We start from the raw sequence: 18116 nt of genomic DNA on the forward strand, positions 1-18116 counted from the left end.
GGCTCACCCTACCGAGATAGTCGCGAAGATCGTCACTCGATCTGGTTAAACCCACTACCGGCCGCAGTCTGACCGGGTGGTGGGTATCCACTTTGCTCTCATCACGCGAGAATTGGTGTGAGCAAGACCGATCAGGATGACACCCATCACGTGGGACAGTCCTCCCAACAGGCAAGAGTCGCACGGTAACGTGCCACGACTGATGACTGCCGAGTAACACCGGGAGGGCACGGATGTTCCGCAAGGTTCTTGTCGCCAACCGCGGCGAGATCGCGATTCGCGCGTTCCGAGCCGCCTACGAACTGGGCGCGGGAACGGTCGCCGTCTTCCCACACGAGGACCGGAACTCACTGCACCGGTTGAAGGCGGACGAGTCCTACGAGATCGGTGAGGCCGGACATCCCGTCCGCGCCTACCTTTCCGTCGAGGAGATCATCAAGGCCGCCCGCAAGGCCGGCGCCGACGCGATCTACCCCGGTTACGGCTTCCTGTCGGAGAACCCGGAACTCGCGATGGCGTGCCGTGAGGCAGGTCTCACCTTCGTCGGCCCCGTGGCCGAGGTTCTGGAGCTGACGGGCAACAAGGCGCGCGCCATCGCCGCCGCCCGCGAGGCCGGGCTGCCGGTGCTGGAGTCGAGCCCGCCGTCGTCCGACATCGACGAGCTGCTCGAAGCGTCGAAGACGATGCGCTTCCCCGTCTTCGTGAAGGCCGTCGCCGGTGGTGGTGGCCGCGGCATGCGCAAGGTCGACGAGCCGTCCGCGCTGCGCGAGTCCCTCGAGGCCGCGTCACGCGAGGCCGAGTCCGCGTTCGGCGACCCGACCGTGTTCCTCGAACAGGCCGTGGTCGAACCGCGCCACATCGAGGTGCAGATCCTCGCCGACGGCCAGGGCAACGTGATCCACCTCTTCGAGCGCGACTGCTCCGTGCAGCGGCGCCACCAGAAGGTCATCGAGATCGCGCCCGCGCCGAACCTCGCTCCTGAGCTGCGCGACCGCATCTGCGCCGACGCGGTGAAGTTCGCGAAGCACATCGGTTACCGCAACGCCGGCACCGTCGAGTTCCTGCTCGACCCGCAGGGCCACTACGTCTTCATCGAGATGAACCCGCGCATCCAGGTCGAGCACACGGTCACCGAAGAGGTGACCGACGTCGACCTGGTGCAGTCGCAGATGCGCATCGCGTCCGGCGAGACGCTGGAGGACCTGGGCCTGTCCCAGGAGACCGTCCAGCTGCGCGGCGCGGCGCTGCAGTGCCGCATCACCACGGAGGACCCGGCCAACGGTTTCCGCCCGGACACCGGCACGATCAGCGCCTACCGCTCGCCGGGTGGGTCCGGCATCCGCCTTGACGGCGGCACGGCGGGTGCGGGCATGGCCATCAGCCCGCACTTCGACTCGATGCTCGTGAAGCTCACCTGCCGCGGTCGCACCTTCGAACTCGCCGTCGCCCGTGCGCGCCGTGCGATCGCGGAGTTCCGCATTCGCGGTGTGTCCACGAACATCCCGTTCATCCAGGCCGTTCTGGACGACCCGGACTTCTACGAGGGCCGCGTCACCACGTCGTTCATCGAGAAGCGCCCGCACCTGCTGACGGCGCGCCACTCGGCCGACCGCGGCACGCGCCTGCTGACCTACCTCGCGGACGTCACGGTCAACCACCCGAACGGCACGCGTCCCACCGCGGTCGACCCGCGCGAGAAGCTGCCGGTCATCGACCTCAACGCCGAACCGCCCGCCGGTTCCAAGCAGAAGCTGGTCGAGCTCGGCCCCGAGGGCTTCGCGCGGTGGATGCGGGAGAGCAAGGCCGTCGGCGTCACGGACACGACGTTCCGCGACGCGCACCAGTCGCTGCTCGCCACCCGAGTGCGCACCAAGGACCTGCTCGCCGTCGCACCGCACGTGGCGCGCATGACGCCGGAGCTGCTGTCCCTGGAGTGCTGGGGCGGCGCGACCTACGACGTGGCGCTGCGTTTCCTCGCGGAGGACCCGTGGGAGCGCCTCGCGTCGTTGCGCGAAGCGGTGCCGAACATCAACCTGCAGATGCTGCTGCGCGGCCGCAACACGGTCGGCTACACGCCGTACCCCGAGGCGGTCACCAAGGCGTTCGTGCAGGAGGCGACGAACACCGGCATCGACATCTTCCGGATCTTCGACGCGCTGAACGACGTCGAGCAGATGCGCCCGGCGATCGAGGCGGTGCGCGAGACCGGGACGGCGATCGCCGAGGTCGCGCTCTGCTACACGAGCGATCTGTCCAATCCGGACGAACGTCTGTACACACTGGACTACTACCTCAAGCTCGCCGAGCAGATCGTCGGCGCGGGCGCGCACGTGCTGTGCGTCAAGGACATGGCCGGCCTGCTGCGGGCACCCGCCGCGTCGCGCCTGATCACCGCGCTGCGCAAGGAGTTCGACGTCCCGGTCCACCTCCACACGCACGACACGGCCGGTGGCCAGCTCGCGACCTACCTGGCCGCGATCCAGGCCGGCGTGGACGCGATCGACGGCGCGACCGCGTCGATGGCGGGCACGACCTCGCAGCCGCCGCTGTCGTCGATCGTGGCGCTGACCGACCACACCGAGCACTCGACGGGGCTGAACCTCCAGAACGTCTGCGACCTGGAGCCGTACTGGGAGTCGGTGCGCAAGATCTACGCGCCGTTCGAGTCCGGCATCCCCGGCCCGACCGGCCGCGTCTACCACCACGAGATCCCCGGTGGTCAGCTCTCGAACCTGCGCACCCAGGCCGTCGCGCTCGGTCTCGGCGAGAAGTTCGAGGAGATCGAGTCGATGTACGCGGCCGCCGACCGCATGCTCGGCCACCTCGTGAAGGTGACGCCGTCGTCCAAGGTCGTCGGTGACCTCGCGCTGCACCTCGTGGGCGCGGGCGTCGCACCGAAGGACTTCGAGGCGGACCCCGGCAAGTTCGACATCCCGGCCTCGGTGATCGGCTTCCTGCACGGCGAGCTGGGCGACCCGCCCGGCGGCTGGCCGGAGCCGTTCCGCAGCAAGGCCCTCGAAGGCCGCCCCGCCCCGAAGCCGGTCGAGGAGCTGTCCGCCGAGGACGAGGCGGGTCTCGTCGACGACCGGCGGGCGACGTTGAACAGGCTGCTGTTCCCGGCGCCCACCAAGGAGTTCCGCACGCACCGCGACGCCTACGGCGACACGTCGGTGTTGCGCTCCAAGGACTTCTTCTACGGCCTGCGTCCCGGCGAGGAGTACTCCGTCGACCTGGAGCCGGGCGTCCGGCTGCTGATCGGCCTGGAGGCGATCTCCGAGGCCGACGCGCGGGGCATCCGCACGGTCATGGCGACCCTGAACGGCCAGCTGCGCCCGATCCAGATCCGCGACCGCTCGGTGGCAGCCGACATCCCGGCCGCCGAGAAGGCCGACCGCGCGAACCAGAACCACGTCGCGGCCCCGTTCGCCGGCGTGGTGACGGCCGTGGTGGCCGAGGGCGACCGCGTCGACGCCGGCCAGACCGTCGCGACGATCGAGGCCATGAAGATGGAGGCCGCGATCACCGCCCCGAAGGCGGGTGTCGTGCAGCGCCTGGCGTTGCGCGGGGCCCAGCAGGTCGAGGGCGGCGACCTCCTGATCGTTCTGGAGTAGCTCGTCTCGTGTGAAGGGCCCGGTTTCGTCGAGACCGGGCCCTTTCGCTGTGCGGAGTGCGCGGAACTCCACGACGATTCCCTGCGTTGCACCGGACACGGGAGTCAGGGGAAGAGGGTTTCGCACATGAAGAAGGCGTTGGCCGGACTGCTCGGCCTGGCTGGGGTGGCCTGGGCGCTCAAGGACGTGCCCCGGCAGCTCGGCGGGAAGCCGGATCCGGTCCACATGTCCCGCTCGCCGCGTTTCCGCGACGGGAAGTTCCACAACGACAAGGAAGTCCGCACCGTTCCGGACAGGGACTCGTTCTCGATCAGCGACTTCGTGCGCGGTGGACAGGACCGCAAGCCCGCGGTGGCGGTGCCGCTCGTGGGGCCCGCCACGCCGGTCACCGACGGACTGCACGTCACCTGGTACGGCCACGCGTCCGCGCTGATCGAGATCGACGGCGCCGCCGTGCTCCTCGATCCTGTGTGGAGCGACCGAGTCTCGCCGTCCGCGCACGTCGGTCCCAAGCGACTGCACCCGGTTCCGCACGAGTTGTCGGATTTGCCCGACATCAGTGCCGTCGTGATCTCGCACGACCACTACGACCACCTCGACATGGAGACCGTGCAGGCGCTGACCGCCGGGACGTCCGCGGTGTTCGTGGTGCCGCTCGGGCTCGGCGCACACCTCGCGCGGTGGGACGTGCCCGCCGACCGCGTCGTGGAACTGGACTGGGACGAGTCGCACACCGTCGACGGGTTCACGCTCACCTGCACTGCGGCACAACACTTCTCCGGCCGTTCGGTGCAGCGCAACGTGACGTTGTGGGCGTCGTGGGTGATCAAGCGCGGTGAGCGTGCCGTGTTCTACAGCGGCGACACCGGCTACTTCCCGGGCTACGCGGCCATCGGTGCCGAGCACGGGCCGTTCGACGTGGTGCTGATGCAGGTCGGCGCGTACAACGACGCGTGGGCGGACATCCACATGACGCCGGAGGAAGGCGTTCAGGCGTTCAAGGACCTCGGTGGCGAGCTGCTGATCCCGGTGCACTGGGCGACGTTCAACCTCGCGCTGCACCCGTGGGGCGAGCCGATCGACCGCGTGTGGCGGGAGGTCAAGGCGGGCGGGCTGAAGCTCGCGGTGCCGAGGCCTGGCGAACGGGTCGACGTCGACAAGCCGGCCGAGGTCGACGGCTGGTGGCAGGCGCTCGCCTGACGCGCGGAGCGCACCTGGGACGATGGCCCGGTGACACGAATCGTTGCCGGGACCGCGGGAGGCCGCAGGCTCAAGGTTCCGCCCAAGGGCACGCGGCCCACGTCCGAGCGGGTGCGGGAGGCGTTGTTCAGCTCCCTCGAGGCGCTGTTCGACCTCGACGGCGCGAAGGTGCTGGACCTCTACGCCGGGTCGGGCGCGCTCGGGTTCGAGGCGCTGAGCCGGGGCGCGGAGCACGCGACGTTCGTCGAGTCGGACAAGCGGGCCGCCGACGTCCTCAAGGGCAACGCCAAAGAGCTCGGGTTCGCGAACACGGTCGTTGTGAATCGCACGGCCGAGGCGTACGTCACGGCCGAAGGGGAGAAGTTCGACGTCGTGTTCGCCGACCCGCCGTACGCCGTGGGCGACGAGGAACTCGCCAAAGTGCTCCGCGGGATCGTGCCCAGGCTCGCCGGGGACGCCATCTTGATCGTGGAACGTGCTTCGCGAAGCGGCGAACCAGCGTGGCCTGAGCAAGTGGAAGCCTTGCGTGCCAAGCGTTACGGGGACACGGCCGTGTACTGGGCACAGGTGCGTTCTGATGGGTGACGAGAACCACGGACACGCCTGGAGGCGTCCGATCGGGTGCTAACGTCCGGCACATGACGCGTGCCGTGTACCCCGGCTCCTACGACCCGGTAACCAACGGTCACCTGGACATCATCGGGAGAGCCGCGCACCTCTTCGAAGAGGTTGTCGTCGCCGTGCTCATCAACAAGAACAAGCGCACGCTGTTCGACGTCGAGGAGCGCCAGGAGATGCTCATCGAGGTCACGGCGCAATGGGACAACGTGCGCGTGGACTCGTGGCACGGGCTGTTGGTCGACTACTGCCGCGAGAACAACATCAAGGCCATCGTGAAGGGCCTGCGCGCGGTCAGCGACTACGACTACGAGCTGCAGATGGCGCAGATGAACCACCAGCTCACCGGCGTCGACACGCTGTTCATGCAGGCCAGCCCGCAGTACTCCTACCTGGCGTCCTCGCTGGTCAAGGAGGTCGCGACGTACGGCGGCGACGTCTCGACGCTGCTGCCCGCGTCCATCGAGCAGCGCTTGCAGCAGCGCCTCGCCGAAACCCGCTAGAGCGCCAGCTTCATTCCCACGTGCGACGCGGTGAACCCGAGCCGTTCGTAGAACCGGTGCGCGTCCACGCGTGACGCGTCCGTCGTCAGCTGAACCACACCGCAACCGCGTGCGCGCGCCTCGTCGATCGCCCACCTCATCAGGTGCTCGCCGAGGCCGTTGCCGCGTTGGTCGGAACGCACCCGCACGGCCTCGACGGTCGCGCGGGTCATGCCCAGGCGCGACAGGCCGGACGTGAACGTCAGCTGCAGCGTGCCCACGACCTCGGTGCCGTCCACCGCCACCGCCAGGTACTGGTGCGGGTCGGCGTCGATCACCTCGAACGCCTTCAGATAGGCGGGATCGCCGGGCGTCTCGCGCCGCGCGCCGAGCGGGTCGTCCGCCAGCATCGCCACGATCGGGTGGACATCGGCGGCCGTGGCCCGCCTGATTGTGATCTTCACGTTTCCCCCTGCCGGATCGGGGCAAATCCTGACACGCCCTGCCGATCTCCCTCTCCCGGGTAGATCGGCAGGGCACACTTGTGGGTGGGAGTCACAGGGGTTAGGGAGTGAGACGTGTACCGGGTGTTCGAGGCACTCGACGAGCTCGTCACGATCGTCGAGGAAGCGCGCGGAGTACCGATGACCTCGGGCTGCGTGGTGCCGCGCGGCGACGTGCTCGAACTGCTCGACGACGTGCGTGACGCGATCCCTGCCGAACTCGACGACGCGCAGGACGTGCTGGACCACCGCGACGAGGTCGTCGGCAAGGCCAAGCACGAGGCCGAGTCGGGCGTGTCCAAGGCACGCGCGGACGCGGATCGCATGCTCGCCGAGGCGCAGGCCGAGGCGGAGGCGATGCTGTCCGACGCGCGCGCCCGCGCCGAGCGGATGATCGCCGAGGCGGAGGACCAGGCCGAACGGACCGTGTCCGCCGGCCGCCAGGAGTACGACGACCTGGTGGGGCGTTCGCACTCCGAGGCCGAGCGCATGATCCAGGCGGGCCGCGCGAACTACGAGCGCGCCACCGAGGACGGCCGCGCCGAGCAGGCGAGGCTCGTCAACGAGCAGGAGGTCGTCCGGGCGGCGCACGCCGAGTCGGCGCGCCTGCTCGACGCCGCCCAGAGCGAGTCGATCCGGCTGCGGTCGGAGTGCGACGCGTACGTGGACGGCAAGCTCGCGGACTTCGAGGACCTCCTCGCGCACACGCTCAGGTCGGTCGGCAAGGGCCGTTCGCACCTGCGCGGGCCGGCCGTCGCGGGTGCCGCGGCGCCGTTCGACTACGGTTCCTGACGAACCAGCGGCTCGGAACACGCCTGAACGTGTGATTCGTGCTACGTCGGACAGGTGCGATCACCTGCCGATTTCACGCACGGGGGCGTCGTCCCGTACCCTGGAACGGCTGGACGTGGTAGGTCCCCGCCGGCAAAACCCGAAATCATGACTGAGCATCGTCACGCGTCCACGCGTCCCACAGCATCCGGTCCCTGGGTCATCGACACCAGGGACATCGGCCGTCGCGCCGGCCTCAGCCGACCCTTCGTGAGGTCGGTTCCCGGCGCAGGTGTGGGGCTGCTCGGGGTGATCGCGGTGCCCGAGGACGGGGAAGTGGAGCTCGACCTCCTGATCGAATCGGTCGTGGAGGGCCTGCTCGTGTCGGGGACAGCGTTCGCGAAGGTCGAAGGGGAGTGCTCGAGGTGTCTCGAGCCGCTCACCGATGAGGTCGAAGTCCGGATCACCGAGCTCTACGCCTGGCCGGACAGCACCACCGACGCGACCACTGATGAAGACGAGGTCAGCCGGATCGTCAACGATCTGATCGACCTCGAGCCTGTGGTGCGGGACGCCATCGTTCTCGCGCTGCCGCAGGCACCGCTCTGCGAGCCGGACTGCAAGGGGCTTTGCTCCGAGTGTGGTGGCAGGTGGGCGGAGCTCGGGCCCGACCACGGGCATGAGACGATTGACCCTCGTTGGGCCGCGTTGCAAGAGCGGTTCAGCGATGACAACTCGGAGGAGAAGTAGTCGTGGCCGTCCCGAAGCGGAAAATGTCGCGTTCGAACACCCGTGCGCGCCGTTCCCAGTGGAAGACGTCTGCCGTGCACCTGGTGGCGTGCTCCAACAAGGCTTGCCGCCAGCCGAAGCCGCAGCACGTCGCCTGCCCGGCCTGTGGTCAGTACGCTGGCCGCCAGGTCGCTCAGCCGGCCTGATCTCCTCGGCGACGTAGTGGGGGGAAAGCCGCCGCGCGCACCGCAAGCGGACCGCGCGGACCTGCTCGAAGCGCTCGGCGTCGAACTCGACGCCGAGCTGCTCGTGCTGTCGCTCACCCACAGGTCTTACGCGTACGAGAACGGCGGCTTGCCGCCGAACGAGCGTCTCGAGTTCCTGGGAGACGTGGTACTGGGGCTGGTCGTCACCGACCACCTCTACCGCACTCATCCCGACCTTCCAGAAGGTCAGCTCGCGAAGCTCCGTGCCAGCGTGGTCAACATGCACGCGCTGGCCGGCGTCGCGCGCAACCTGAGTGAGGGCGGGCTCGGTGCACACCTGTTGCTCGGTCGTGGCGAAGAACTGACCGGGGGCAGGGACAAGGCGAGCATTCTCGCTGACGGTCTCGAGGCCGTCATCGGTGCGGTGTACCTGCAGTTCGGTATCGATACCGCACGAACGTTCGTTCACCGGCTGTTCGATCCGCTCTTGGCCAAAGCTCCGCTTTTGGGTGCTGGACTGGACTGGAAGACAAGCCTGCAGGAGCTCACCGCTCAAGCCAGTCTCGGCGTCCCGGAGTATCGCGTGGACGACCAGGGGCCGGACCACCGCAAGGAGTTCACCGCCACGGTGCTCGTCGGTGGCCAGCCCTACGGCAAGGGTGATGGGCGCACCAAGAAGGAAGCCGAGCAGAAAGCCGCCGAAGCGGCTTATCATGTTCTGTCGGAACGGGTCAAGGCCGAGCAGGAGTCGGCCGTGGCCAAGAACGGACAGAATGGCGCCTCGGTGACGCCAGGGATCTCCCCAACCGAGGAAGACTGAGACCGCAAATGTATGCGACCAGGAACCGCACGAACCGCCGTACGCGCACCAACCGCGGGCCGGTGAACACCTCCCGCAGTGGAGGAATCCAGGGCCTTGTGCTGGTCAGGGACACGAGCCGCGCGGGTGTGTGGGTGCTCAAGCCCACCAAGCCGCAGGCTGCCGTGATCGAGGCGCAGCCCGTCGACGAGGGCAAGTCCGAAGCCTGACGTGCCCGAACTCCCAGAGGTCGAGGTAGTACGCCTCGGCCTCGAAGCCCACGTCGCCGGCCGGGTCATCTCCTCGGTAGAGGTGTTGCACCCACGTGCCATTCGCCGGCATGACCTGGGTTCCTTGGACTTCTGCGCGCGCTTGGCCTCGCAACCGATGGTGGCAGCCAAGCGCCGCGGCAAGTACCTCTGGGTCGAACTGGCCGACAAGGCCGCCATGCTCGCGCACCTGGGCATGAGCGGCCAAATGCTCGTTCAACCCTCGTCGGCCCCCGACGAGAAGCATCTGCGCGTCCGTTTCACGTTCGACGACGGCGGACCCGAGCTCCGTTTCGTCGACCAACGCACCTTCGGCGGCCTCGCTCTGGCCGAGCTGGTCGAGGTCGACGGAACCTTGGTCCCCGACTCCGTCGCGCACATCGCTCGCGACCCCATGGACCCCTTGTTCTCCCGTGATGCTGCCGTGCGCGCGTTGCGCCTGCGTCACACCGAGGTCAAGCGCGCTTTGCTGGACCAGACCCTCGTGTCCGGTATCGGCAACATCTACGCCGACGAGGCCCTCTGGCGCGCGAAGCTCCACGGCACCCGGATGACGGACAAGCTGGCCAAGGTCAAGGCCGCCGAACTGCTGGACCACGCCACCGACGTGATGCGTGAGGCGCTCGGCCAGGGTGGGACCTCTTTCGACGCCCTGTACGTCAACATCAACGGGCAGTCCGGGTACTTCGACCGCTCCCTGAACGCTTACGGGCAGGAGAACCGGCCGTGCAAGCGGTGCGGTGCGGCGATGATCCGAGAGCCGTTCATGAACCGCTCCTCGTACTCGTGCCCGCGGTGCCAGCCTCGCCCTCGGGCTTGAGGCTTTCTCTTCCCTGCTCCGCGACGTGCTGACAACCCGCGCACGCGCCTGAGCGTCCTGTAGTCGAACCCACCTCCGCGTCTCAAATCTCGGTGCCGTAACGCGCGTTGGACAGTACTGCGCACTGCGTAGTAGCCTCCATAACGCAACAGTGCTGACTCTCGGAAAGACGGGGGTTCGTTTGGTGGTCGAAATGGGCTTTGCCGATTTCGACCACCAAGCCGAGGTCGGAGGGGCGATGGACACCAGTCAACTGCTCAAAGGGGTGCTGGACCTGGCCGTGCTTGCGGTTCTGCGCAAGGACGACGGGTACGGGTACGACGTGGTGCGCAGACTGCGCGCCGGGGGACTGAACGAAGTGGGTGACGCGTCGGTGTACGGCACGCTGCGGCGGCTCTACAACGCGGGGATGCTGACCTCGTACGTGGTGCCGAGCGAAGAAGGCCCGCACCGCAAGTACTACAGCATCAACGAGACCGGGCGGGCGCGCCTGGCTGAGTCGAGGGAGACGTGGAGGTCGTTCGCCAGCACGCTGGACGGCCTGCTCGAGGAGGTCGCAGCATGAACACCCAAGCGCTCGGTGTCGAGCACTACCTGGCCGGGATGCGTGCCGCCCTCGACGACCTGCCGCCCAACGAGGTCGCCGAGATCATGGAGGACGTCGAGGCGCACGTCGCCGAGCTGTCCACCGAGCTCGGCGAGGACGAGACGCTGGAGCAGCGGCTCGGGTCGCCCGACCAGTACGCGCAGGAACTGCGGCAGGCGGCCGGATATCCGCCGAAGACCGAGCGGTTGCCGGTCACCGCGAAGGGCGGCTGGCTGACCAGGCCTCGGGCCGCGGCGTGGGGACTCGTCGCCGCCACCGGTGTCACGCTGCTCGCGGGGGCGGCGGCGTTGCGGGAGCCGGCGATCCTGCTGCTGCCCGCGGTGATCCTGGTGCTCAGCCTGGCGCTGGTGTACGACCGCGGGCCGGTCCAGCAGGAGATCATGAACCTGCCGGAGACCCACCGGCTGAAGAAGTGGCTGACGCCGGAGCAGGGCACGCCGGCGGAACGGGCGTTGACCTACCTGAAGTCGTTGCAGCCCGCGTGGTGGCTGATCCGGGCCGGTCTGCTCGGGCTCGGTGCGGTGCTGCTCGCCGGTCGCGACATCCTCGGGTTCCTGGCGCTCGCCGCGATCGCGGTGGTGTCGGTGTTCGCCGGGCCGCGCGCCAAGATCGACCGTCGGTGGCTGTGGTTCAGCCTGCCCGCGTCGGCACTGGCGGTGGGACTGCTCTTCCAGGTGATCGACGTGACGGCGAACCAGCTGGCCTACGGCTCCTCGTCGCGCTCGTCCTACCCGCAGCCGATGGTCGAGACGTACCAGAACATCTACGCGTACGACGAGAACGGCAAGTTGCTCACGAACGTGCTGCTGTACGACCAGGACGGCCAGCCCATCAACGCGCCGCGAAGCTACAACAGCTGCAATGACCCGGGTAACGGTCCTGAGCCGGTCATTCCGGCTAACCGCTATCCGCGGCCGAAGATCGACTACGAAAACGGTGTTTGTTACACGGTGGCACCGAGCGTGTCCGCTCCGTCATCAACGTCCAGTGCGACACCGTCGAGTTCTGGAAGCGCGACCTCGAGCTCGGTGCCACCTACTTCCGTGTCACCCAGCAAGTAAACGTAGGAGCGGGGCCCGTCGGGGGGTCCCGCTCCTACTTGTTCTGCTGTGGTTCGGCCAGGCCCCGCAAAACCGGCATGGCCGAGCGCAGGTGTTCTCTGTCTTCTGGCGAAAGTTCGGACATTCTTTCACTCAATAGTTCGGCTTCGCCGTGAGCGAGCGACAGGATCGTCTCGCGACCGACTTCCGTGAGCACGACTATCGTTGCTCTGCCGTCGGCGGCATCTGGCTCGCGACGGACGAGGCCGGTGGACTCCAGGCTGGTCACGACGGTTGTGGCGGTCGGCTGCGAACACAAGGCGCGCACCGCGATCTCGCCGATCCGCATCGGGCCGTGGGCGCTCAGTTCTGACAGCACCAATAACTGGGTGGGTTGCAAACGGCGGGCCGGAGCGGCCTGCCGAAGACTTCGCACCAGCCGGTGCACGGCCACCACGAGTTGAAGTGCCTCGTGGTTGGTGACGGTGGTGGGCATCGTTTCTCCGCGCGCATGTGATTGTCCGAATTCGGACACGAACCCTGGCACTTTCCCTCATTCACGCTCCGCGCGCTATCCGCCAACTGCCGATAACCCATTCGGCCGTTGTGGTGACGCGGGGTGTCACGGCGCGCGTCCGTCACACTTAAATGTGCTGGTAAACGGCGTAAAAAGCGCAGCGAAGCTCACTCGAACGGGCGCCGTGCTGAAGCATGATTCAACGAGACAGATCTTCTGACAGAACTGTGGGAAGGCGCACTCGTTTAGCCGTGTGGCGCAGCGCATACCACCGAACGGTCCATGTCCGGCCAGGAGCAGACTGGGCCGGTGAGTCCGAAACCCCGACGTGGCGAGCTTCGCATCCACCTCGGCGCCGCTCCCGGCGTCGGCAAGACGTTCGCCATGCTCGGTGAGGCGCACCGCAGGCGGGAACGCGGCACAGATGTGGTCATCGGATTTGTGGAGACCCACGGTCGTGCGAAGACCGCCGAACTGGTCGAAGGCCTGGAAATCGTCGCGCGCAGGCACTCGGTGCACCGCGGCGTCGAACTCACCGAGATGGACGTCGACGCCGTGCTGGCCCGTGCGCCGCAGCTCGCCGTCGTCGACGAACTGGCCCACACGAACGCGCCCGGATCCCGTAATGCAAAGAGGTGGCAAGACGTCGAGGAACTCCTCGAAGCCGGGATTGATGTCCTGTCGACAGTCAACATTCAGCACCTGGAATCGCTCAACGACGTCGTTCAGCGCATAACCGGCGTGCCGCAGAAGGAAACGGTGCCCGACGAGGTCGTGCGCAAAGCCGACCAGATGCAGCTCGTCGACCTCACGCCGGAAGCGCTGCGCCGCCGGCTCGCGCACGGCGACGTCTACGCGGCGAACAAGATCGACGCCGCGCTCGGCAACTACTTCCGCGTCGGAAACCTCACGGCGCTGCGCGAACTCGCGTTGCTGTGGGTCGCCGACCAGGTCGACGTCGCGTTGCTGCGCTACCGGACCGAGCAGCAGATCACCGACACGTGGGAGACGCGCGAACGCGTTGTCGTCGCCATCACCGGTGGCGCGGAAAGCGAGACTCTCATCCGTCGCGCGCGTCGCATCGCCACGCGCGCGGGTGGCGATCTTCTCGTCGTGCACGTACTTCGCGGTGATGGCCTCGCAGGAGCCGATCCGCACTCATTGCAGAAGTACCGCAAGCTCGCCGAGGACGTCGGTGCCACGTTCCACACCGTTGTCGGCGATGACGTGCCCACGGCGCTGCTGGAGTTCTCACGGGGCGTCAACGCCACTCAGCTCGTGGTCGGCACCTCGCGCCGTTCGCGGTTCGCGCGCGTGTTCTCGGCAGGTATCGGCTCGACGGTCGTGCAGGAGTCCGGCGCGATCGACGTCCACATGGTCACGCACCCGGCGACGACCAGCGGCTGGCGAGCACGGTTCGCGGGCAGCCCGTTGAAGCCGAGCCGGCTCGCGTGGGGCTGGTTCCTCGCGGTCGCCGGTCCCGCGCTGGTCACCGCGGCCGGTGCGTCGCTGCGCAGCGGCCTGAACTTCTCCACCAACGTCATCGGCTACCTGCTGGTCACGCTGGTCGTCGCGATCGTCGGCGGGCTCGGCCCCGCGATCGCCGCCGCGCTGATCAACGCGTTGCTGCTGAACTTCTTCTTCACCGAGCCCTTCTACACGTTCACCATCGACGCCCAGCAGAACGTCCTGACCTTCTTCGCGATGATCATCGTGGGCGTCTCCACGGCGTTGGTGGTGGACCACGCCGCTCGCCGTGCGACGCAGGCAGCGCGCGCTCGCACCGAGGCCACGCTCCTCGCGTCGTACGCGCGCACAGTGCTGACGAACCCGTATCCGCTCGCACGGCTGTTGGAGAAGGTGAAGGAGAACTTCGGACTGACGTCCGTCGCGCTGTTGGAACGAGTCGACGGGTCCTGGGAGCGAGTCGCGTGCGTTGGCGTCAGCCCGTGCGACGAGCCCGACGACGCGGACGTCGACATCGCCGTGACGCCGGAAGTGCACCTGGCGCTGCGCGGCCGTTCGTTGCCCGCCTCCGACCGCCGAGTTCTCGAAGCGGCCGCGGGTCAGGCGTTGCTCGCGCTGAGGCAGCAACGCATGGCCGAGCAGGCCCTCGAAGCCCAGCGCCAGGCCTCCCGGACCGAGCTGCGCACCGCGTTGCTGTCCGCCGTCGGGCACGACCTCCGCACGCCGCTGACGTCGATCAAGGCGTCCGTGGGCTCGTTGCGCGACCCGGAGCTGCGACTCTCGGACTCCGACACGGCCGAACTGCTGGAGGCGGTCGAGGAGTCGGCGGACCGGCTCACCGGCCTGGTCGACAACCTCCTCGACTCCTCCCGCCTGGCCACGGGTGCCGTGGAACCGCAGTTCCGCGCCGTCGACTACTACGAGGCCGTCGCGCGGGCCCTGGTCGGCCAGCCCGGCGACATCGAGGTCGACGTCCCGGAGTCACTGCCGCCCGTGCGCGCCGACGTGGGCCTGCTCGAACGAGTGATCGCGAACGTCGTCGGCAACGCGCTGCGTTACGCCGGCGCCGTGGCGTTGCGCGCGTCCGCACACGGCTCCGAGGTGGAGCTACGCGTCGTGGACCACGGTCGCGGCCTGCCCAGCGGCACGGCGGACCAGGTGTTCGCCCCCTTCCAGCGCCTGGGCGACCGCACGCCAGGTGGCGTTGGTCTCGGTCTGAGCGTGGCGAAGGGCTTCACGGAGGCGATGGGAGGCACGATCACCATGGAGGACACACCCGGTGGCGGCCTCACCGTGGTGATCTCACTCCCCGCAGATGAGAGGGTCGCGTGACAAAAGTACTGGTGGTCGACGACGAGCCGCAGATCGTGCGCGCCCTGCGGATCAACCTCTCGGCCCGCGGCTACGAGGTGCTCACGGCCCCCGACGGCGCCACGGCCCTCCGCCTGGCGGCCGACGGCAAACCGGACGTCGTGGTCCTCGACCTAGGCCTGCCCGACATGGACGGCACCGACGTCATCGCGGGCCTGCGCGGCTGGACCAGCCTGCCGATCATCGTCCTGTCCGCCCGCACCGACTCGGCCGACAAGGTGGAAGCCCTCGACGCAGGCGCCGACGACTACGTGACAAAACCATTCGGCATGGATGAACTTCTCGCCCGCCTGCGCGCCGCCGTCCGCCGCTCGGCCGCGGCCGGCCCCGAGGACGAGCCGATCGTGAAGACCGCCTCGTTCACCGTCGACCTGGCGGCGAAGCGCGTGCTCAAGGACGGCACCGAGATCCACCTCACGCCCACCGAGTGGGGCCTGCTGGAGGTGCTCGCCCGCAACGCGGGAAAGCTCGTCGCGCAGAAACAGCTGCTGCGGGACGTGTGGGGCCCCGCGTACGAGAAGGAGACGCACTACCTGCGGGTGTACCTGGCGCAGTTGCGGCGGAAGCTGGAGCCGGAGCCCGCGCGGCCGCGGCACCTGCTGACCGAGCCCGGCATGGGGTACCGGTTCGAGCTGTAGGGGGAGCGTTGTCCGGGGCGCCGTCCGACGGGCTGAGACGGGTGGAAGAGGACGAGGTCGCCGGGCGCCCGTGATCGAACTGCCTGCGGAGATCAGCGCGCACCCGAGCTGGGAGCGTTCGCAGATCATCCCTGGGGCCAGGCGCACGCCTCCCGGACCGTCGTGCTCTGGCCGGGCTCGCGTGCGTTCTGGCTCGCCGCGCCGCACGACTACCGGCTCTGTGCCCTCGACGGGATTCCTGCGGCGGTGTTTCGTGGCCGTTAGGGCTTCGGGTCCGGCGGGGGCGTGCTCGACGACGAGGACGCCGGCGGCTCGGTGGTCGGCGACGCCGAGGACGAAGGGGTCGACGACGGCGGCTCGGTCTGAGACGGCGGCGGGGTGCTCTGCGTCGGCTTCGTGGGCTTGGCCGGGTCGGTGGTCAGCTGCGGCTGGTCCGGCGTGCCCGGTTTCGGCTGGTCCTGCGGGCGGGCGGCCTGCTTGCGGTCCGGTGCGGACGCCGGCTTCGGGGCGCCGGAGGACACCGTGACCACGACGGTGCTGGTGCTGCCGTCGGGCGCGACGCTCGTGATGGTCTGCACGACGTCGGCCGCGGTGCGTTCCGGGCTCGCTTCGCGGCCGGAGGCGGCCAGCATGGAGGCCACGGTGGCGAACAGGGTCGCCACGACCACACCGCCGGCCGCCAGCATCACTGCCGTGCCCACGCGCTTCTTCGGCTGGGCCTGCTCGGCCGGTGACTGCGGATGATCTTCCTCGAACACCACTCGCTCCTCGGGGGAAACCCGGTCGGATGGACTTGCGTTCGAGTTATCGGCGGAAACGAACCATCGCCTCAGCAGAGCCACACCTTCGTGTAGCTCTGCGTCACTTGGCGGTGACGGGCGTAACCCTAGGGCGCCGTCGTCGTTGTCGTCGGGTCCGTCGTGGTGGTGGTCGACGACGTGGTCGTGGTCGTGGTCTTCGACGTGGTGGTCGTCGTGGACGACGAGGTGATCACCGGCGGCGGGTCGTCGGTCGTGACCGTCGTCGTGGTGCCGTCGGGACGCGTGATGGTCGTGACGCGCGTCTGCTTCTTCGTCGTCGTGGTCGCCGAGGTGGCGGTGGTGGTCTCCGCGGCCGACGACGTCTGCTCGACGCTCGAGGTCGGTGCGGAGGTCGGCACGATGCTCAGGGCGTCGCGCACGGCCTCCTTGCGGGGCGGCTGGGTCGCCGGTGACTCGGATGCGGAGTCCGAGCCTGCCGCGAAGGAGGCGACGGCGGCGAAGACGGTCGCCAGCACGACGCCTGAGGCGGCTAGGACGACCTGCGGTGCACCTCGGAAGAAGCGCGAGCGCGAGTCCGGTTCCGGGCTCTCGTACACGAAGTTTCCCCTGTTTGAACGGTCAGCGGCCGAAGTTCTGGGTCCAGTAGTTGCCGCGGGTGTCCAGTCCCACGCCCATCGTGGTGAAGCTGCAGTTCTCGATGTTCTCGCGGTGGCCGGTGGACTTCATCCAGCCGTCCACGACCGCCGCGGCGGTCGGGTAGCCCATCGCGATGTTCTCGCCGCCCGGCTTCGGGTAACCGGCTTCCTTCATCCGCACGTCGAACGTCCTGCCGTCCTGCGACGTGTGCGAGAAGTACTTCTTGGTCGCCATGTCCGTGCTGTGGGCCTGCGCGGCGGTCGTGATGCGGTCGTCGATCACGAGGGCCTTGCATCCTGCTGCGGCACGGGCGTCGTTCGTGAGCGCGAGCACGGCCTGCTCCGGCGTCTGACCGGTGGGCGGCTGCGTCTGGGCCGGCGGCTTCGGCGCCTCGGGGGGTGGCGTCGTGGTGGACGGGGACGCCGGCGTCGAAGGCGTGGAGGAAGGCGTTTCAGACGTCGTCGAGGTGGCGGGCACCGAGGAGGACGTCTGAGGTGCTGGAACGTCGGCGTTGCCGCCGTCGGACTGCGGTCTGTTGCCGTTGGGTGCGGCGGCGTTGCCCGTTCCGAACTGGTTCGCTGCGTCGGTGGTCTCCTGCTGTGCGGCATTGGTGAAACCGATGCCGAGAGGAGAGGTACCGGAGAGGGCGAGGCCGCCGATTCCGGTTGCACCGATCAGCAGGCCGAGTAAGAGGCTGCGGGCACTCACGAGCCGGGACCGTACCACTAATGGGTGACAACCCCAGAGTGCGTCTTCGGTCACCTGGCGTGACTACGCAACCATTCGGAGGTGGACGTGCGACTAAACGCGTGGGTGCGAGGACGGGTTCAGGGTGTTGGTTTTCGCTGGTGGACGCGAGCCAGGGCGCTAGAACTCGGCCTGGTGGGGAGTGCTTCGAACAGGCCGGACGGCCGGGTCGAGGTCGTTGCCGAGGGGTCACGGGAGAACTGTGAACAACTGCTGAATGCTCTCCGTTCGGGTGAAACCCCCGGACACGTCGAATCTGTCGGTGAGCAGTGGTCCGACGCCAGGGGTGACCTGACAGGGTTCATCGAGCGCTGAACCTTTCCG

20 protein-coding genes are annotated in these 18116 nt (G+C 68.3%); 15 read left to right on the forward strand and 5 right to left on the reverse strand.

What is annotated here, in order from left to right:
* Nucleotides 1-233 precede the first annotated feature (233 nt).
* The 4 genes from ACH413_RS43170 (at nucleotide 234) to coaD (ending at nucleotide 5932) form a co-directional block, all read left to right on the forward strand.
* Nucleotides 234-3611: a pyruvate carboxylase gene (locus ACH413_RS43170; protein WP_360048511.1), complete on the forward strand. Its 3378-nt coding sequence runs from the start codon at nucleotides 234-236 to the stop codon at nucleotides 3609-3611.
* A 126-nt stretch (nucleotides 3612-3737) separates the two neighbouring features.
* Complete coding sequence (locus ACH413_RS43175; RefSeq protein WP_360048509.1) at nucleotides 3738-4811, forward strand: MBL fold metallo-hydrolase; 1074 nt, start codon at nucleotides 3738-3740, stop codon at nucleotides 4809-4811.
* Nucleotides 4812-4841: 30 nt separating this feature from the next.
* Nucleotides 4842-5396 carry a 16S rRNA (guanine(966)-N(2))-methyltransferase RsmD gene (gene rsmD / locus ACH413_RS43180; RefSeq protein WP_360048507.1) on the forward strand — a complete coding sequence of 185 codons (555 nt, stop codon included), beginning with the start codon at nucleotides 4842-4844 and terminating at the stop codon, nucleotides 5394-5396.
* A gap of 53 nt (nucleotides 5397-5449) precedes the next feature.
* Nucleotides 5450-5932, forward strand: coding sequence for a pantetheine-phosphate adenylyltransferase (gene coaD, locus ACH413_RS43185; protein ID WP_319977615.1), 483 nt, complete (start codon nucleotides 5450-5452; stop codon nucleotides 5930-5932).
* Here coaD and ACH413_RS43190 read toward each other — a convergent pair.
* Nucleotides 5929-6369, reverse strand: coding sequence for a GNAT family N-acetyltransferase (locus tag ACH413_RS43190; protein ID WP_360048572.1), 441 nt, complete (start codon nucleotides 6367-6369; stop codon nucleotides 5929-5931). The genes coaD and ACH413_RS43190 overlap by 4 nt on opposite strands.
* Before the next feature lie 120 nt (nucleotides 6370-6489).
* Here ACH413_RS43190 and ACH413_RS43195 point away from each other — a divergent pair, with 120 nt between their 5' ends.
* The 8 genes from ACH413_RS43195 (at nucleotide 6490) to ACH413_RS43230 (ending at nucleotide 11676) form a co-directional block, all read left to right on the forward strand.
* Nucleotides 6490-7206: a DivIVA domain-containing protein gene (locus ACH413_RS43195; RefSeq protein ID WP_360048506.1), complete on the forward strand. Its 717-nt coding sequence runs from the start codon at nucleotides 6490-6492 to the stop codon at nucleotides 7204-7206.
* A gap of 147 nt (nucleotides 7207-7353) precedes the next feature.
* Nucleotides 7354-7935 (forward strand): DUF177 domain-containing protein, encoded by a 582-nt coding sequence (locus tag ACH413_RS43200; RefSeq protein ID WP_093593243.1) that lies wholly within the window; start codon nucleotides 7354-7356, stop codon nucleotides 7933-7935.
* 2 nt (nucleotides 7936-7937) lie between these two features.
* Nucleotides 7938-8120, forward strand: coding sequence for a 50S ribosomal protein L32 (gene rpmF, locus ACH413_RS43205; protein WP_030467958.1), 183 nt, complete (start codon nucleotides 7938-7940; stop codon nucleotides 8118-8120).
* Between the two features lie 16 nt (nucleotides 8121-8136).
* On the forward strand, nucleotides 8137-8940 hold the full coding sequence (gene rnc, locus ACH413_RS43210; RefSeq protein WP_360048570.1) for a ribonuclease III: 804 nt from the start codon (nucleotides 8137-8139) through the stop codon (nucleotides 8938-8940).
* Between the two features lie 8 nt (nucleotides 8941-8948).
* A complete protein-coding gene (locus ACH413_RS43215) occupies nucleotides 8949-9149 on the forward strand; it encodes a hypothetical protein (protein ID WP_093593249.1) in 201 nt (66 codons plus the stop codon).
* A 1-nt stretch (nucleotide 9150) separates the two neighbouring features.
* Entirely contained in the window at nucleotides 9151-10008 is an 858-nt protein-coding gene (gene mutM, locus ACH413_RS43220; protein ID WP_360048504.1) for a bifunctional DNA-formamidopyrimidine glycosylase/DNA-(apurinic or apyrimidinic site) lyase, read from the forward strand.
* Nucleotides 10009-10246: 238 nt separating this feature from the next.
* Nucleotides 10247-10573 carry a PadR family transcriptional regulator gene (locus tag ACH413_RS43225; RefSeq protein ID WP_089917641.1) on the forward strand — a complete coding sequence of 109 codons (327 nt, stop codon included), beginning with the start codon at nucleotides 10247-10249 and terminating at the stop codon, nucleotides 10571-10573.
* The gene (locus tag ACH413_RS43230; RefSeq protein WP_360048502.1) at nucleotides 10570-11676 is read left to right on the forward strand and encodes an HAAS signaling domain-containing protein; all 1107 of its coding nucleotides are present in this window, start codon (nucleotides 10570-10572) and stop codon (nucleotides 11674-11676) included. The genes ACH413_RS43225 and ACH413_RS43230 overlap by 4 nt, the downstream gene beginning before the upstream one ends.
* 34 nt (nucleotides 11677-11710) lie before the next feature.
* On the opposite strand, the gene ACH413_RS43235 is transcribed toward ACH413_RS43230, so the two are convergent.
* Complete coding sequence (locus ACH413_RS43235; RefSeq protein ID WP_319977601.1) at nucleotides 11711-12151, reverse strand: MarR family transcriptional regulator; 441 nt, start codon at nucleotides 12149-12151, stop codon at nucleotides 11711-11713.
* A 303-nt stretch (nucleotides 12152-12454) separates the two neighbouring features.
* On the opposite strand from ACH413_RS43235, the gene ACH413_RS43240 reads away from it, so the two are divergent.
* A complete protein-coding gene (locus tag ACH413_RS43240) occupies nucleotides 12455-14971 on the forward strand; it encodes a DUF4118 domain-containing protein (RefSeq protein ID WP_360048500.1) in 2517 nt (838 codons plus the stop codon).
* The gene (locus ACH413_RS43245) at nucleotides 14968-15648 is read left to right on the forward strand and encodes a response regulator (protein WP_360048498.1); all 681 of its coding nucleotides are present in this window, start codon (nucleotides 14968-14970) and stop codon (nucleotides 15646-15648) included. The genes ACH413_RS43240 and ACH413_RS43245 overlap by 4 nt, the downstream gene beginning before the upstream one ends.
* A gap of 260 nt (nucleotides 15649-15908) precedes the next feature.
* On the opposite strand, the gene ACH413_RS43250 is transcribed toward ACH413_RS43245, so the two are convergent.
* From ACH413_RS43250 to ACH413_RS43260, 3 genes are all read right to left on the reverse strand, one after another.
* A complete protein-coding gene (locus ACH413_RS43250; RefSeq protein WP_360048496.1) occupies nucleotides 15909-16406 on the reverse strand; it encodes a hypothetical protein in 498 nt (165 codons plus the stop codon).
* A 128-nt stretch (nucleotides 16407-16534) separates the two neighbouring features.
* Nucleotides 16535-17005 (reverse strand): hypothetical protein, encoded by a 471-nt coding sequence (locus ACH413_RS43255; RefSeq protein WP_360048495.1) that lies wholly within the window; start codon nucleotides 17003-17005, stop codon nucleotides 16535-16537.
* A gap of 22 nt (nucleotides 17006-17027) precedes the next feature.
* Nucleotides 17028-17753 (reverse strand): CAP domain-containing protein, encoded by a 726-nt coding sequence (locus ACH413_RS43260; protein ID WP_360048494.1) that lies wholly within the window; start codon nucleotides 17751-17753, stop codon nucleotides 17028-17030.
* A gap of 81 nt (nucleotides 17754-17834) precedes the next feature.
* On the opposite strand from ACH413_RS43260, the gene ACH413_RS43265 reads away from it, so the two are divergent.
* Nucleotides 17835-18107 carry an acylphosphatase gene (locus ACH413_RS43265; RefSeq protein ID WP_093593272.1) on the forward strand — a complete coding sequence of 91 codons (273 nt, stop codon included), beginning with the start codon at nucleotides 17835-17837 and terminating at the stop codon, nucleotides 18105-18107.
* Nucleotides 18108-18116 lie beyond the last annotated feature (9 nt).

It is taken from the genome of Lentzea sp. NPDC020367, assembly GCF_044387305.1.
In the GTDB taxonomy this organism is placed as follows: domain Bacteria; phylum Actinomycetota; class Actinomycetes; order Mycobacteriales; family Pseudonocardiaceae; genus Lentzea.

Excerpts from the sequence above, each read along its gene's own strand:
- ACH413_RS43170 (WP_360048511.1), top strand. The coding sequence starts at position 234 with ATGTTCCGCAAGGTTCTTGTCGCCAACCGCGGCGAGATCGCGATTCGC.
- ACH413_RS43175 (WP_360048509.1), top strand. The coding sequence starts at position 3,738 with ATGAAGAAGGCGTTGGCCGGACTGCTCGGCCTGGCTGGGGTGGCCTGG.
- coaD (WP_319977615.1), top strand. The coding sequence starts at position 5,450 with ATGACGCGTGCCGTGTACCCCGGCTCCTACGACCCGGTAACCAACGGT.
- ACH413_RS43200 (WP_093593243.1), top strand. The coding sequence starts at position 7,354 with ATGACTGAGCATCGTCACGCGTCCACGCGTCCCACAGCATCCGGTCCC.
- ACH413_RS43215 (WP_093593249.1), top strand. The coding sequence starts at position 8,949 with ATGTATGCGACCAGGAACCGCACGAACCGCCGTACGCGCACCAACCGC.
- ACH413_RS43225 (WP_089917641.1), top strand. The coding sequence starts at position 10,247 with ATGGACACCAGTCAACTGCTCAAAGGGGTGCTGGACCTGGCCGTGCTT.
- ACH413_RS43230 (WP_360048502.1), top strand. The coding sequence starts at position 10,570 with ATGAACACCCAAGCGCTCGGTGTCGAGCACTACCTGGCCGGGATGCGT.
- ACH413_RS43235 (WP_319977601.1), bottom strand. The coding sequence starts at position 12,151 with ATGCCCACCACCGTCACCAACCACGAGGCACTTCAACTCGTGGTGGCC.
- ACH413_RS43240 (WP_360048500.1), top strand. The coding sequence starts at position 12,455 with ATGTCCGGCCAGGAGCAGACTGGGCCGGTGAGTCCGAAACCCCGACGT.